The sequence below is a fragment of the Bacillus sp. FSL K6-1005 genome, assembly GCF_038000225.1.
GTDB classification, from domain to species: Bacteria; Bacillota; Bacilli; order Bacillales; family Bacillaceae; genus Bacillus; species Bacillus mojavensis.
Window position 1 is genome coordinate 895,445 of sequence record NZ_JBBOBP010000001.1, and the last position, 15,351, is coordinate 910,795.

General features: G+C 43.6%; 18 protein-coding genes. 17 read left to right on the forward strand and 1 reads right to left on the reverse strand.

The features are described 5' to 3' along the window. Window positions 1–60 precede the first annotated feature (60 nt). The 16 genes from NST16_RS04465 to NST16_RS04540 all read left to right on the forward strand — a co-directional run bounded on the left by NST16_RS04465 (window position 61) and on the right by NST16_RS04540 (window position 14,279). Entirely contained in the window at window positions 61–525 is a 465-nt protein-coding gene (locus tag NST16_RS04465; RefSeq protein WP_010335111.1) for a PRC-barrel domain-containing protein, read from the forward strand. A 10-nt stretch (window positions 526–535) separates the two neighbouring features. After that, window positions 536–727, forward strand: coding sequence for a hypothetical protein (locus tag NST16_RS04470; RefSeq protein WP_010335110.1), 192 nt, complete (start codon window positions 536–538; stop codon window positions 725–727). Window positions 728–748: 21 nt separating this feature from the next. After that, a complete protein-coding gene (locus NST16_RS04475) occupies window positions 749–883 on the forward strand; it encodes a YrzQ family protein (RefSeq protein ID WP_010335109.1) in 135 nt (44 codons plus the stop codon). Between the two features lie 113 nt (window positions 884–996). After that, the gene (locus tag NST16_RS04480) at window positions 997–2,058 is read left to right on the forward strand and encodes an AI-2E family transporter (protein ID WP_024122303.1); all 1,062 of its coding nucleotides are present in this window, start codon (window positions 997–999) and stop codon (window positions 2,056–2,058) included. A 333-nt stretch (window positions 2,059–2,391) separates the two neighbouring features. Continuing rightward, window positions 2,392–5,028 (forward strand): alanine--tRNA ligase, encoded by a 2,637-nt coding sequence (gene alaS, locus NST16_RS04485; protein ID WP_268451151.1) that lies wholly within the window; start codon window positions 2,392–2,394, stop codon window positions 5,026–5,028. 84 nt (window positions 5,029–5,112) lie between these two features. Then, window positions 5,113–5,379 carry an IreB family regulatory phosphoprotein gene (locus NST16_RS04490; RefSeq protein ID WP_003225903.1) on the forward strand — a complete coding sequence of 89 codons (267 nt, stop codon included), beginning with the start codon at window positions 5,113–5,115 and terminating at the stop codon, window positions 5,377–5,379. A 7-nt stretch (window positions 5,380–5,386) separates the two neighbouring features. Further along, window positions 5,387–5,803, forward strand: a complete 417-nt coding sequence (gene ruvX / locus NST16_RS04495; protein ID WP_229146671.1) for a Holliday junction resolvase RuvX — start codon at window positions 5,387–5,389, stop codon at window positions 5,801–5,803. Window positions 5,804–5,820: 17 nt separating this feature from the next. After that, window positions 5,821–6,102, forward strand: coding sequence for a DUF1292 domain-containing protein (locus NST16_RS04500; RefSeq protein WP_010335105.1), 282 nt, complete (start codon window positions 5,821–5,823; stop codon window positions 6,100–6,102). Between the two features lie 126 nt (window positions 6,103–6,228). Further along, a complete protein-coding gene (gene mltG / locus NST16_RS04505) occupies window positions 6,229–7,311 on the forward strand; it encodes an endolytic transglycosylase MltG (protein ID WP_340884294.1) in 1,083 nt (360 codons plus the stop codon). A 151-nt stretch (window positions 7,312–7,462) separates the two neighbouring features. Beyond that, window positions 7,463–8,116, forward strand: a complete 654-nt coding sequence (locus tag NST16_RS04510; RefSeq protein ID WP_168748337.1) for an O-methyltransferase — start codon at window positions 7,463–7,465, stop codon at window positions 8,114–8,116. 5 nt (window positions 8,117–8,121) lie between these two features. After that, the gene (locus NST16_RS04515; protein ID WP_268451153.1) at window positions 8,122–9,051 is read left to right on the forward strand and encodes a peptidase U32 family protein; all 930 of its coding nucleotides are present in this window, start codon (window positions 8,122–8,124) and stop codon (window positions 9,049–9,051) included. Between the two features lie 18 nt (window positions 9,052–9,069). Continuing rightward, the gene (locus tag NST16_RS04520) at window positions 9,070–10,338 is read left to right on the forward strand and encodes a peptidase U32 family protein (protein ID WP_326191020.1); all 1,269 of its coding nucleotides are present in this window, start codon (window positions 9,070–9,072) and stop codon (window positions 10,336–10,338) included. Between the two features lie 6 nt (window positions 10,339–10,344). Beyond that, window positions 10,345–10,980: a uridine kinase gene (gene udk, locus NST16_RS04525; protein WP_010335100.1), complete on the forward strand. Its 636-nt coding sequence runs from the start codon at window positions 10,345–10,347 to the stop codon at window positions 10,978–10,980. A 248-nt stretch (window positions 10,981–11,228) separates the two neighbouring features. Beyond that, on the forward strand, window positions 11,229–11,702 hold the full coding sequence (gene greA, locus NST16_RS04530) for a transcription elongation factor GreA (RefSeq protein ID WP_010335099.1): 474 nt from the start codon (window positions 11,229–11,231) through the stop codon (window positions 11,700–11,702). A 53-nt stretch (window positions 11,703–11,755) separates the two neighbouring features. Beyond that, window positions 11,756–13,510, forward strand: coding sequence for a peptidoglycan D,D-transpeptidase FtsI family protein (locus NST16_RS04535; protein WP_340884301.1), 1,755 nt, complete (start codon window positions 11,756–11,758; stop codon window positions 13,508–13,510). Between the two features lie 64 nt (window positions 13,511–13,574). After that, window positions 13,575–14,279 carry a YrrS family protein gene (locus NST16_RS04540; protein ID WP_340884305.1) on the forward strand — a complete coding sequence of 235 codons (705 nt, stop codon included), beginning with the start codon at window positions 13,575–13,577 and terminating at the stop codon, window positions 14,277–14,279. A gap of 34 nt (window positions 14,280–14,313) precedes the next feature. Here the strand turns inward: NST16_RS04540 and NST16_RS04545 are convergent, their stop codons facing one another. Then, window positions 14,314–14,517, reverse strand: coding sequence for a YrzA family protein (locus NST16_RS04545; protein WP_010335096.1), 204 nt, complete (start codon window positions 14,515–14,517; stop codon window positions 14,314–14,316). Between the two features lie 192 nt (window positions 14,518–14,709). Between NST16_RS04545 and NST16_RS04550 the strand changes: the two genes are divergently transcribed. Further along, a complete protein-coding gene (locus NST16_RS04550) occupies window positions 14,710–15,351 on the forward strand; it encodes a class I SAM-dependent methyltransferase (RefSeq protein ID WP_340884308.1) in 642 nt (213 codons plus the stop codon).

A 15,351-nucleotide genomic window follows, 5' to 3' on the forward strand; every position in this document is an offset into this window, starting at 1 on the left:
ATGTGTCAAAGGTGAAAAGCAAAACCTAAGCCTGTTCAACAAAAGGTGGTTGATCACACTTTGAGAACATGCCATGAGGTAGAAGGATTTCCTGTATATTCAGAACAAACTTCTGTTTATCTTGGGACGATTTCTGATATTTGTTTTTCTCTTGAAGGAAATTGTCTCGGATTTATTCTTGAACAAAAACGTCTTTTTCATAACCATCATGCGCTTTTACGTGCATGTGATATCAGTTGCATTCTTCATGACCGGATATTGGCTGCAGTCAATGCAGAGCAGCTTCTGCCTCTTCCGAAATCATGCTTCACATATGAGCAGATGAAAATGAAGCTCGTGAAATCGCAAGAGGGTGATATTTTGGGGATGCTGGAAGATGTATACTTTTGTTTGGACAGGGGCATAATCGTAGCATATGAACTCTCGGACGGTTTCTTTTCTGACTTGGCGGGATGTAAACGCCACATCCAAAGAGCAGATTCGCTTGTAGAGGTGCGGAAAGACGAGATCGTTCTGAACGGATAGAGGTGTGAATATGCTTATATGCCCGAACTGCAAAAGTAAGGACATCGGGAAAATCGGCGTGAACCAATATTATTGCTGGGGCTGTTTCATTGAGCTGACAGTGGTCAAAGGGAAGATTGAAACTCATCAAGTGGAAGAAGACGGAACGCTAAGCAGCCTGGATGATTTGTTTTCTGAGGATGAACGCAGCATCAATTTTTAATATCGAAAGGAGATGCGCAGGATGAATCGGACAATGACTTCTCTTTTGGCGATGGGAGCTGGGGCTCTCGTGTACCGAATGGCGACTCAATCTGACATGCTGAATAATAATCGAAGCATGAAGCGGATGAGAAAAAAAATGATGAAAATGTTTTAAGGAATGAAGGATACTCTCTTTAGAGTATCCTTTTTATGTAAGCCGTCGTGAAGGGGAAACATAAAAGAATAATTCCTTATAATCCTCAAAAGATATAGGAGAGGTGAAAGCAGATGCTCCAGAAACCGGTGCAGCTTTTGTTATGGGTGGCCATTTGTTTATTGGTCCTGTTAACAGTCTATGTCTTTTGTATGCTTGATATGTTATGGTCTCCCCTGTGGCTCGTCATAAAATCAATCTTTATTCCCTTGATCATTTCTATTTTTATTTCTTATTTATTACTGCCGGTCACTGAGTGGCTTCATGACAAAGGTCTGCCAAGGACTTTAAGCATTTTGGTGATTTACGTCCTTTTTTTTGGCGGACTGGGCTGGGCATTATATAAAGGTGTGCCTGTTCTAATCGTGCAGCTGACGGATCTGTCAGAAAATATACCTATGTTTGCCGAGACGTACAATGGGCTCCTTCTCCATGTGCATAACCATACAGATGACTGGCCGGACGGCATGCATCAGCGCATAGACAAAATGATTAGGCAGACAGAGGCGTTTTTCGCCGGCACAATCGAAGGGGCAATCAGCGGAATCCGTAAAGTGCTCGACTATTTCTTAATTGCGGCAACGATTCCTTTTCTCGTGTTTTATATGGTCAAGGACATCGAATTGATGAAAAAAACGGTGTGGTATTTGACGCCGAAGTCGTGGAGGAAGCGGGGCAGCGCTTTTTTGCTAGATGTAGATGATTCTCTCGGTGATTACATTCGCGGCCAGCTGCTCGTCTGCTTGATTCTCGGAGCCGTAGCCGGTATCACATTTTGGATATTTGGCCTTCCATATCCGCTGATACTGGGTCTTATCTCGGGTATTACGAATGTCATCCCGTACTTCGGGCCCTTTATCGGCGCTGTTCCTGCGCTTTTAATTGCGATGACGATTTCTGTGAAGGCCGTCCTTGTCGTTGTCATTACGGTGTTCGTGCTTCAATTTTTGGAAGGGAATGTCCTCAGTCCGTTCATTGTCGGCAGAAGCCTCAAGATGCACCCTGTAGTGATTATGCTTGCGCTTCTTGCCGGAGGAGAGCTGGCGGGGATTGTCGGCATGATTCTGGCAGTGCCTGCTGCGGCTGTTTTAAAGGTGATGATGATCCATTTTCTGCGGATGCGGACGGAGCATTGACATTGGCGTGCCGCTTGTCTATAATTTCTCGTAGAATACATACGAATCTCGAGTGACGGATCTGAGTACGCCGAAGCCCTGTTAAAGAGAGAAGCTCCGTAAGCTGAAAGGAGCTTTATCAGAAGATCGGAGGAAGCTAATCCTGAGTGCAGTTAATCGCTGCCGCACATCCTGCGTTATGGGATGAAAGGTGACGGGCGAATCATAAGGCCCGTAATCAGGGTGGTACCGCGAGACAGCTCTCGTCCCTGTGTAAACGTGTGGTTTGCATAGGGGGAGGGCTTTTTTGCTGTCACTGAAGAGAATTTCGATTTTTATAGAGGAGGAAATACAATGAAACACTTAACTTCTGCTGAAGTGCGTCAAATGTTTTTGGATTTCTTTAAAGAAAAAGGACATGCTGTAGAGCCGAGCGCGTCATTAGTGCCGCATGAAGATCCTTCACTGCTTTGGATCAACAGTGGTGTTGCGACGCTGAAAAAATATTTTGACGGCCGCGTTGTGCCGGAAAATCCGAGAATCGTAAACGCTCAAAAAGCAATCAGAACAAACGATATTGAAAATGTGGGTAAAACCGCGCGCCATCACACATTCTTTGAAATGCTCGGAAACTTTTCCATTGGCGATTATTTTAAAGAAGAAGCGATCACATGGGCTTGGGAGTTTTTAACGAGTGACAAGTGGATTGGTTTTGATGAAGAGCTTCTTTCTGTTACGGTTCATCCGGAAGATGAAGAAGCATATGAATTTTGGGCGAAAAAAATTGGTATTCCGGAAGAAAGAATTATTCGCCTGGAAGGGAACTTCTGGGACATCGGCGAAGGGCCGAGCGGACCGAACACAGAAATTTTCTACGACCGCGGTGAAGCGTACGGGAACGATCCAGATGATCCAGAGCTTTATCCTGGGGGAGAAAATGACCGTTACCTTGAAGTATGGAACCTTGTATTCTCTGAGTTCAACCATAACCCGGACGGCACCTATACGCCGCTTCCAAAGAAAAACATTGATACAGGCATGGGACTTGAAAGAATGGTATCTGTCATCCAGAATGTCCCGACAAACTTCGATACTGATTTGTTTGTCCCAATCATCAAAGCGACAGAAACGATTTCTGGTGAAGCATACGGCCAAGACAATGTAAAAGACACTGCATTTAAAGTTATCGCCGACCACATCAGAACGGTTGCTTTTGCTGTCAGTGACGGGGCGCTTCCGTCTAATGAAGGACGCGGCTATGTATTAAGACGTTTATTGCGCCGCGCTGTGCGTTATGCCAAAACGATCAATATCAACCGTCCGTTCATGTACGATCTTGTTCCGGTTGTTGCTGAGATCATGGCTGCTTTCTACCCTGAAGTCAAAGAGAAGGAAGAATTCATTTCAAAAGTCATTAAAACAGAGGAAGAACGCTTCCACGAAACACTGAATGAAGGGCTTGCCATCTTGTCAGAAATGATCAAAAAGGAAAAAGATAAGGGCAGCAGCGTCATTTCAGGTGCGGATGTGTTTAAACTTTACGACACGTACGGATTCCCAGTTGAACTGACTGAAGAATATGCGGAAGACGAGAACATGACAGTTGACCATAAAGGCTTTGAAGAAGAAATGAACCAGCAGCGCGAGCGGGCCAGAAATGCTCGTCAGGATGTCGGCAGCATGCAGGTGCAGGGCGGCGCATTACGCGACATAACAGAAGAAAGCACATTTGTCGGCTACTCCCAAACAAAGGCTGATGCCAATGTGATTGTGCTTCTGCGGGACGGCCAGTTAATTGACGAAGCGCATGAAGGCGAAACTGTACAGATCATTCTTGACGAAACACCTTTCTATGCGGAAAGCGGCGGTCAAATCGGCGACAAAGGCTTGTTACGCAGCGAGCTGGCAGTGGTAAAAGTGAAAGATGTGCAAAAAGCGCCGAACGGCCAGCATGTGCATGAAGGTGTTGTCGAGAGCGGAACCGTTCAAAAAGGCATGCATGTAACAGCTGAGGTTGAAGATCATATGAGAAGCGGCGTCATTAAAAATCATACGGCAACGCACTTATTGCACCAGGCATTGAAAGATGTTCTCGGAACGCATGTCAATCAGGCGGGCTCTCTTGTAACTGAAAACCGCCTTCGTTTCGACTTCTCACACTTCGGGCAAGTGACAAAAGAAGAGCTCGAACGAATTGAAGTTATTGTAAACGAAAAGATTTGGGCAAGCATCCCGGTCAGCATTGATTTGAAACCGATTGCTGAAGCAAAAGAAATGGGAGCTATGGCTCTGTTCGGAGAAAAATACGGTGATATTGTAAGGGTTGTTCAAGTTGGAGATTACAGCCTTGAGCTTTGCGGCGGATGCCATGTCAGCAACACAGCGGAAATCGGCTTATTTAAAATCGTATCTGAGTCTGGAATCGGAGCTGGCACTAGACGGATTGAAGCTGTAACAGGACAAGGCGCTTACGTAGAAATGAACAGCCAGATCTCCGTTTTGAAGCAGACTGCCGACGAACTGAAAACAAATATCAAAGAAGTGCCGAAACGCGTTGCTGCGCTGCAGGCTGAGCTGAAGGAAGCGCAAAGAGAAAATGAATCTCTTCTGGCGAAACTCGGCAACGTTGAAGCAGGCGCCATACTATCAAAAGTAAAAGAAGTTGATGGTGTCAGCGTGCTTGCGGAAAAGGTAAACGCCAAAGATATGAACCATCTCCGTACAATGGTTGATGAACTGAAAGCAAAAATCGGCTCTGCGGTCATCGTGCTTGGCGCTGTGCAAAATGATAAAGTCAATATTTCTGCCGGTGTTACTAAGGATCTGATTGAGAAAGGCCTTCATGCCGGCAAGCTTGTTAAACAAGCCGCGGAAGTTTGCGGCGGAGGCGGCGGAGGCCGTCCGGACATGGCACAGGCAGGCGGAAAGCAGCCGGAAAAATTAGAAGAAGCCTTGGCTTCTGTAGAAGATTGGGTGAAATCCGTTTTATAATTTGCCCATGTAGTGTAGAATGATGGTAAGATAAGGACCCCAGGCTGAACTTTGCCTGCGAATTTGGGAAAGAGGTGCAAAACGGTGAGCTCGTTTGATAAAACGATGAAATTTAATTTCTCCGATGATTCTGCCGAAACTAACGTAAATGAGGTGCTGATTACAGTGTATGACGCGCTTCAGGAAAAGGGCTACAATCCAATCAATCAGATTGTCGGATACTTGCTGTCAGGTGATCCCGCTTATATTCCTAGGCATCGTGACGCTCGCAATTTAATTCGCAAACTTGAAAGAGACGAATTAATCGAGGAATTGGTGAAGTCTTATTTAGAACAGCATAAAGAGGCGTAAATAAACAATGAGAATATTAGGGCTCGATTTAGGAACCAAAACACTCGGTGTTGCTCTGAGCGACGAAATGGGCTGGACTGCTCAAGGCATTGAGACCATAAAGATAAATGAAGCAGAGGGCGATTACGGATTAACTCGTTTATCTGAACTGACAAAAGACTATACTATAGATAAGATCGTGCTCGGCTTTCCTAAAAACATGAATGGAACTGTCGGCCCGAGAGGCGAAGCCAGCCAAGCATTTGCGAAAGTGCTTGAAACCACGTACAATGTACCTGTTGTGCTGTGGGACGAGCGTCTTACCACAATGGCGGCTGAAAAAATGCTGATTGCCGCTGATGTCAGCAGGCAGAAACGAAAAAAAGTCATTGATAAAATGGCGGCTGTTATGATTCTGCAAGGATATCTTGACAGTTTAAATTAAAGCCAGAGGTGAATATAATGGAACACGGCGAAAAAAATATTACAATTGTTGACGATCAAGGAAATGAACAGCTTTGCGAAGTGCTGTTTACATTTGAAAACGAAGAGTTTGGCAAATCTTATGTTTTGTACTACCCAATTGAAACAAAGAATGACGAAGAAGTAGAAATTCTTGCTTCCAGCTTTACGCCAAACGAAGATGGTGAAGACGGCGAACTATTCCCGATCGAAACCGATGAAGAATGGGATATGATCGAAGAGACATTAAACACGTTTTTAGCGGAAGAAGACGAAGAGTAAAACCGCGCAAAAGCCGGAGCCTATACTGCTCCGGCTTTTTTTCTGCTTATCAAGAGACGTTTTTTTGTAATAAATTGCCGAAACAGCATGAATCATGTAGTATAAAAGCTGATGGGAGGAGACCTTATGTATATTAATCAGCAAAAAAAATCATTTCTAAATAAAAAAAGAATTGTACTGTCTTCCGTTATTGTGCTGCTTCTCATCATAGGCGGAGCATTTTTATATGGGAAATCACTTCTGGAACCTGTTGAAAAAAACAATAAAACGACAGTTAATATTAACATTCCGAGCGGATCATCTGTATCTGCGATCGCATCGATTTTGAAGGAAAACAATGTCATAAAAAGTGAAAAGGCATTTCAGTACTATGTGAAATATAAAAAAGCTTCGGGATTCCAAGCCGGGTACTATCATCTGAACAAAGGAATGGATCTGGATGCCATTATCAAGAAGCTGACAAACGGGGCTACAAGCTACGCCTTTCAAATTACAGTGCCTGAGGGGAAACAGCTGACACAAATCGCCACAGCCATTGCTGAGGAAACGAAATACTCAACAAAACAGGTCATGGCAAAGCTGGACGATAGAACGTTTATCAATCAGCTGAAAAAGGAATTTCCGGACACCGTTACAAACGATGTTTTTCAGAAAAATATAAAGCATCCGCTGGAAGGATACCTATTCCCGGCTACATATCCATTCCACGATCCGGATACGTCGCTTGAGGACATCATAACTGAGATGATGAAACAGACAGATTCTTATGTGAAGACATACAAAACAGAAATGAAGAAAGAAAAGCTTTCTGTGCATAAGCTGCTAACGATGGCTTCTTTGATCGAAGAGGAAGCGACTGAAAAAGCCGATCGCCATAAAATATCCAGCGTCTTTTATAACAGGCTGAAAAAGAAGATGCCGCTTCAGACAGATCCGACCGTCTTGTATGCGGCTGGCAAACATAAAGACCGGGTGCTTTATAAGGACCTTGAAATCGATTCGCCGTACAATACGTACAAAAACATCGGTCTGCCGCCAGGTCCGATTGCCAATGCCGGAATGTCTTCTTGGGAAGCGGCGCTTCATCCGGATAAAACGGACTATCTGTACTTTTTAGCAAAATCAAACGGTGAGGTCGTATTTACGAAAACATTAAAAGAACATAATAAAGCAAAAGAAAAATATATTTCGGCAAAAAATCAGAAATAAAAGGAGAGCAAAAGCTCTCCTTTTATTCGCATTTCGTAAGGTTTTATGATAAAATATATCGGGTTGTTTACTAACGTATACAAGTTGTGCTCAGAGAGTGTCCTGTGTCAAAGACTGGGGCACTCCTTTTTAGAACGGGAGGCTGTTTGTTGTGACAGACCGCTATGAACAAATAAATGACTATATAGAAGCATTATTGAAGCCTCAGCCGGATAACGTGAGGAAGCTGGAAGCATATGCGGAAGAACATCATGTTCCGATTATGGAAAAAGCGGGCATAGAAGTGCTGCTCCAAATCTTGTCAGTCAAACAGGCGAAGAAAATACTGGAGATCGGAACGGCTATCGGTTACTCGGCCATTCGAATGGCGCTAGCACTGCCGTCTGCAGAAATATATACGATTGAACGCAATGAGACACGCCATGAGGAAGCTGTTCACAACATAAAGGATTTTCAGCTTGATGACCGAATCCATGTGTTTTACGGGGACGCGCTTGAATTAGCAGAAGCCGTTCATGTCACAGCGCCATATGATGTGATTTTCATTGATGCTGCTAAAGGTCAATATCAAAACTTTTTTCACTTATATGAACCGATGCTTTCGCCAGACGGGGTGATTTTAACAGACAACGTGCTGTTTAAAGGTCTGGTGGCAGAGGATTACAGCAAAATAGAATCAAAAAGAAGGCGCAGGCTGGTATCGAAAATCGATGAGTATAATCATTGGCTGATGAATCATCCGGATTATCAAACTGCGATTATCCCTGTTGGGGACGGGCTTGCGATTAGTAAAAAGAAGAGGTGAACGTCATGAAAAAACCAGAGCTCTTAGTCACACCGACAAGTACGGCAGACATTTTGCCGTTGATTCAGGCGGGGGCAACTGCGTTTTTAGTTGGGGAACAGAGATACGGTCTGAGATTAGCTGGGGAATTTTCACGTGAAGAGGTAAGGAAAGCCGTAGACATTGCCCATAATGAAGGAGCTAAAGTATACGTTGCCGTAAACGGAATTTTTCATAACGATAAAGTGGGAGAACTAGGCGATTATCTTGCTTTCTTAGCGGAAACGGGCGTTGATGCAGCTGTATTCGGCGATCCTGCCGTTCTTATGGCTGCGCGTGAATCAGCGCCGGATCTGAAGCTTCATTGGAGCACAGAAACGACAGGAACCAACTATTACACATGCAACTACTGGGGACGTAAAGGCGCGGCTCGATCTGTGCTTGCCAGAGAATTAAATATGGACAGCATTGTCGAGATCAAAGAAAACGCAGAAGTTGAAATTGAAGTTCAGGTGCATGGAATGACCTGCATGTTCCAATCGAAACGTTCCTTGATCGGGAACTATTTCGAATACCAGGGCAAAGTCATGGACATTGAAAGAAAGAAAAAAGAATCCGGCATGTTCCTGCATGATAAGGAACGCCATAACAAATATCCGATTTTCGAAGATGAGAACGGCACACATATCATGAGCCCGAACGATGTGTGTATCATTGATGAACTTGAAGATCTAATAGATGCAGGAGTCGATTCGTTCAAAATCGACGGTGTTCTGAAATCATCTGAATACTTAGTGGAAGTCACCAGCATGTACAGAGAAGCGATTGATCTGTGTGTGGAAAACCGTGACGAATATGAAGCGAAAAAAGAAGACTGGATCGAACGCATTGAAAACATTCAGCCAGTAAACAGAAAAATAGATACCGGCTTCTTCTTTAAAGAAACGGTTTATTAATGAAAAGGAGGTTACGCTATGACTGCCGTAAATGATAAGATTTCTAAAATAGTTGATGGTAAGCGTGTGATTACGAAAAAGCCAGAGCTTCTCGCGCCTGCGGGGAATCTTGAAAAACTGAAAATTGCTGTACATTACGGAGCGGACGCCGTCTTTATCGGAGGGCAGGAATACGGGCTTCGTTCGAATGCGGATAACTTTACGATTGAAGAAATCGCAGAGGGCGTGGAATTTGCGAAAAAATACGGCGCGAAAATTTACGTCACAACAAATATTTTTGCTCATAACGAGAATATTGATGGGCTTGAAGAATATTTAAAAGCTCTCGGCGACGCCAACGTTGCCGGCATCATTGTGGCCGATCCGCTTATTATCGAAACCTGCCGCAGAGTAGCGCCTCACGTTGAGGTTCATTTGAGCACGCAGCAATCTCTCTCCAACTGGAAGGCTGTTCAGTTCTGGAAGGAAGAAGGGCTTGACCGTGTGGTGCTGGCCCGTGAGACAAGCGCGCTCGAAATCAGAGAAATGAAAGAAAAAGTAGATATCGAAATTGAATCCTTTATCCACGGTGCGATGTGTATTGCATACTCCGGCCGCTGTGTCCTGAGCAATCACATGACAGCCCGCGATTCCAACCGCGGAGGCTGCTGTCAGTCATGCCGCTGGGATTATGATTTATATCAAACCGACGGGGCCAATGCCGTTGCTTTATACAGTGAAGAAGATGCTCCGTTTGCAATGAGTCCGAAAGACTTGAAGCTGATTGAGTCGATTCCGAAAATGATTGAAATGGGCATCGACAGCTTAAAGATTGAAGGACGGATGAAATCCATTCACTACGTAGCGACAGTTGTCAGCGTATATCGTAAAGTAATTGACGCTTATTGCGCTGATCCCGATAACTTTGTGATTCAAAAAGAATGGCTGGAAGAGCTTGATAAATGCGCCAACCGTGACACTGCGACAGCCTTCTTCGAAGGAACGCCAGGCTATGAAGAGCAAATGTTCGGCGAGCACGGCAAAAAAACAACATTTGATTTTGTCGGCTTAGTGCTGAATTATGATGAGGATACACAAATGGTCACTCTTCAGCAGCGCAATTTCTTCAAAAAAGGTGACGAAGTGGAATTTTTTGGTCCGGAAATCGAAAACTTTACACATACAATTGATACCATTTGGGACGAAGACGGAAATGAGCTAGACGCTGCCCGCCATCCCCTGCAAATTGTCAAATTCAAATTAGACAAAAAGATTTATCCGAGCAACATGATGAGAAAGGGGAAGTAATCACCCATGGGTAAGAGTCCAGTAGTCATTGGAATCGCAGGAGGTTCCGGTTCAGGAAAAACGAGTGTCACACGTTCAATTTATGAACAATTCAAAGGACACTCGATTTTAATGATCCAGCAAGACCTCTATTATAAAGACCAAAGCCACCTTCCATTTGAAGAAAGGCTGAATACAAACTATGATCATCCGCTTGCGTTTGATAATGACTATTTAATCGAGCATATTCAAGATCTATTGAATTACCGTCCGATTGAAAAGCCGATTTACGATTATAAGCTCCACACACGGTCGGAAGAAACGGTTCACGTAGAGCCGAAAGACGTGATTATTCTTGAAGGCATTCTTGTTCTTGAAGATAAAAGGCTGCGCGACCTGATGGATATCAAGCTTTATGTAGACACAGACGCTGACTTGCGCATCATCAGACGGATTATGAGAGATATTAATGAGCGCGGGCGCTCTATTGATTCTGTCATTGAACAATATGTGTCTGTTGTCCGCCCGATGCACAATCAATTCGTTGAGCCGACAAAGCGGTACGCTGATATTATTATCCCGGAAGGCGGACAAAATCACGTTGCAATTGATCTGATGGTCACAAAAATTCAAACCATTCTTGAACAAAACGCGATTTTGTAATACCATAGCATAGACATAAATAACTCTGACCATATTATGTATAGGCAGGAAGGGGATGTAAAATTCCCTTCTTTCCCTGTTTATAAACGCGAAATATTTGCAGAACCACAAGATTCAGTTTAAGATAAACAGTACCAATATGGGAGAGAAGAACGAGGACTGCCCTGTGTTCTCATTCTTGTATTTTTAGTTTATGCTCTCATACATAATCGAAGATGTTGAGGGACAACCAGAAGGAGTGAAGGGACATGGCACAAGAGAAAGTTTTTCCTATGACTGTAGAAGGAAAGCAAAAACTTGAACAAGAATTAGAATATTTGAAAACGGTTAAACGAAAAGAAGTAGTAGAGCGCATCAAAATCGCGAGAAGTTTCGGGGATCTTTCCGAAAACTCTGAATACGACTCAGCGAAAGAAGAGCAGGCATTCGTAGAGGGCCGTGTAACGACTCTTGAGAATATGATCCGCAATGCGAAAATCATTGAAGATGACGGCGGCTCTAACGTTGTCGGTTTAGGGAAAACCGTCACTTTCGTCGAACTGCCTGATGGCGATGAAGAATCTTATACAATCGTCGGAAGCGCAGAAGCTGATCCGTTTGAAGGGAAAATATCAAACGATTCGCCGATTGCTAAAAGCCTGCTTGGCAAAAAAGTAGATGATGAAGTCACAGTTCAGACACCGGGCGGAGAAATGCTCGTGAAAATTGTGAAAATTTCATAATATCCGTTTAACAAAGAAACACCTCGTCCACAATGTGGGTGAGGTGTTTTTTTATGAAGATATCGAAACGAATGAAGCTGGCTGTTCTGGCTTTTTTAATCGTGTTTTTTCTGCTTCTGCTGAGGCTGGCGGAAATTCAGCTTTTTTTCACAGAATCATTTTCTAAAAAGAAAATTAATTTAATACAGGAAAGTGTCAATCAGCGAACGGAGGAAGTGCTCATTTCTGATGGCAGAGGATCGTTTTTAGATCGAAACGGCCAGGCACTGACTGGCACAAGCGAGCCTGCGGTTGTCTTGTTCCCTTTTCTGTTAACACAGGACTGGCCGATTAAAAAAGTCGCAGAGATTCTCGGCATGTCTGAAGATGATTTGCATCAGACTCTTGCCAAATCGAAAAAACCAGTCATTTTACATCAAAAGAAAATCAAAACACTTTCGAAGGAATCTATTACAAAAATCAATTCTTTGAAATATCCTGGCATTTACGGCGTATATATGGAGAATGAAGACAAGCCCAGTCTTGCCTCGCATACGATAGGCACAACCAATCAAGATCCGGCGCTTCTCCGCAGTAAGTATCCTGATAAGGAAAACCTGCCGATTAAAACGAAAATCGGCACAACTGGTTTAGAGCGGACATTTGATGAGTTTTTGCTTCCGGAACAGGACACGAAGCTTTTGTATCATGTGGACGGAAAAGGAAACCCTTTGTTCGGCATGGACGTCAAATATACAGCTGAGGCCAACTCATTTTATCCGCTGCAAGTCAAAACAACAATTGATCACAGCATTCAAAAAGCGATAGAAGGCATACTAGATGATCAGGGGCTGAAAAAAGGAGGAGCGGTGCTGCTGGACATCGAAAAGAGCAGTGTATTGGGCATCGTAAGCAAACCGGATGCCGATGTGTCCAGGCAAAACACGCTTCAAAATTACATGCTGACGCCAATCTATCCCGGCTCCGTTTTTAAAACTGTGATAGCGGCAGCTGCGATTGAGCATAACGCGGTAAAGCCGAGTCAAACCTTTAATTGTAATTTAAACCTGTACGGCGAACCGGGAGACGACAAAGGAACCCTGTCCTTTGAAGAAAGTTTCGCACAAAGCTGCAATTACACGTTTACAAGTCTTGCCGAACAATTAATGAAGAAAGACCATTCCGTCATTGAAGACATGTCAGAAAAGCTGTCCCTTACAGATCGGGCAGGCTGGGAAGGAAAACTGTACCACGAGTCAGATTTCCGCCAATTCTATAATGAAAAAAGCGGTGTGATTTGGGGGGATGAAAAAGACAAATCAGTCAAAAAAGCAATTGCGCAAACAGCGATCGGGCAGAAAAATGTAAAGGTAACGCCGCTCGAGGTAGCTAATATGATGGCGACAATCGCCCGCGGCGGAGAAAAGCGGCAGATCAAAATCGCAGAGCAGATTGAATACAAAAATGGTACAACGCTTGTGAAGTTTAAAGATCAGAAGCTCAAAGGAGAAACGATAGACAAATATACGGCGCAGCAGCTTCAAAAAATGCTGCGGCGGGTGGTGGAATCTCCTGCCGGAACGGGCAGAAGGTTTCAGGATCTTTCGTATACTGTAGCAGGGAAGTCAGGCACCGCCCAGACAGGCAAGCTTTCTAAAGAAAAAGAAACGCTTTATGAAAAATGGTTTGCCGGGTATTTTCCCGCGGATAAGCCGAAATACGCGCTTGTCGTTTTACACATGGATACGCCGGGGGATAAGGCTCTGACAAATTCGGTGTTTTATGATATTGTTAAAAAAGTACACGAAATTGAAATCAATCAGAAATAGAACAACTTCTCAGCACATGATAAAATATATGCTGAGCCAAGAGGGATAAAGGAGTGCAGAATTATTGAGCAATAATCAATCTCGTTATGAAAACCGTGATAAGCGCAGGAAAGCTAATTTAGTGCTTAACATCTTAATCGCAATCGTATCTATTCTAATTGTTGTAGTAGCAGCCAATCTGTTCATTAACAGTCCTTCTAGCAAAGATGTCAGCAAGGATTCTGAAACGGCGCAAAAACAGAAATCTCCGGCTTCAGGAAAGACGGAAAAGAAATCGGATGAGGATATAAAAGACAGTAAGAAAGATACATCTGACAAAAGCGAAAAGGATTCTGAGAAATCTTCTGACTCTGATTCAGATTCCAAAAAAGATGATTCTACTAAAAGTGATGACTCTGATTCAGACTCAAGCTCAGATTCAGATGACCCGCTTAAAGACGCAAAAGTCACAGAAGGCGGCTCATCAAGTGATGTGGAAAAGACATATGAAAATCCTGACTGGAAAGCAGTCGGAACTGAGCAAAAGGGTGAGCATGCCGCCACTTATGATTCAAGCTCACAAGACTGGGCCGAAATGCTGAAAGCCATATCATATGCAACTGGTGTTTCAACAGATAACATGACCGTACTCTGGCTCGGAAATAACGGCAGCCCTCAGGATGCCAAAGGTAAGATTTTAGATAAAACGAGCGGAGAGAAATACCAGGTAACGATTACATGGGTTGACGGAAAAGGCTGGAAGCCCACGAAAGTAGAAAAATTAAAATAAACAAAAGCAGCCGAATCTTTCGGCTGCTTTTGTTTTACACCTCAGCTGCGAAATGAACAACGGCGCTGTAAAAAAATTTTCCGTCTGCTACAGCAGTTTGATGCGAGACAGATTTCACACGCAGCATGATTGCTTTATTGTTTTCAATTTGTGTGTTGATTTTCTTTTCAAGCTCCTGCAGGGATGCCGCTTCGAAAAATTCTACTTTGTCTTTAATCAGTTCCAATTGAAAATTCATCTTTTGACCCCTCCGCCTTTACAAGTCATATGAAGTATAAGCCTTTTTATGCTATACACGCAATATATGACTGGATAAAAAACACAAAGTGTTTTAGTACCTACTTTCAAAAAGATGTGGTAAGATAGGAACTGTTCCATCATTAATTCATAGTATACTTATAGGAATTATAAAATATGGAGTGTGACAACTATGGGGCGTGAATTTATCCCTCTCTTTGAGGATTGGGCCGCAACTTACGATCAAACAGTTCAAGGTTTAGATATTCAATATAAAGAGGCGTTCAGAGGCTATGATGACATTTTGGATGCCATTGTCAGCCGGTCAGGAATGCGTGTGTTAGAATTTGGACCAGGGACCGGCAACTTGACAGCGAAACTGCTTGAAGCGGAAAAATCTGTATTTGGTGTCGAGCCATCTCCGGCGATGCGCAAGTTAGCATCTGACAAGCTCCGCGGCAGGGCAGAAATTGTCGACGGAGACTTCCTGACATTCCCTGAACCGCCATTTCAGGCTGACACGATTGTCAGTTCATATGCTTTTCATCATTTAACTGACGAAGAAAAACGAGCTGCAATAAAGCAATATGGCAAATACCTTCACATGCATGATAAAATAGTGTTTGCCGATACTGTCTTTGAACATGACGAAGCATATAATCAAGCTATTGATAAAGCACGTTCTAAGGGCTTTTATCAGCTGGCGAATGATTTAAAGACGGAGCATTATCCCACATTGGAAACGATGAAAGAGATGTTTACAGCTGAAGGTTTTGCAGTCCAATTCATTCAGCAAAACGATTTCGTGTGGATAATGGAGGCGATCAAACGGTAA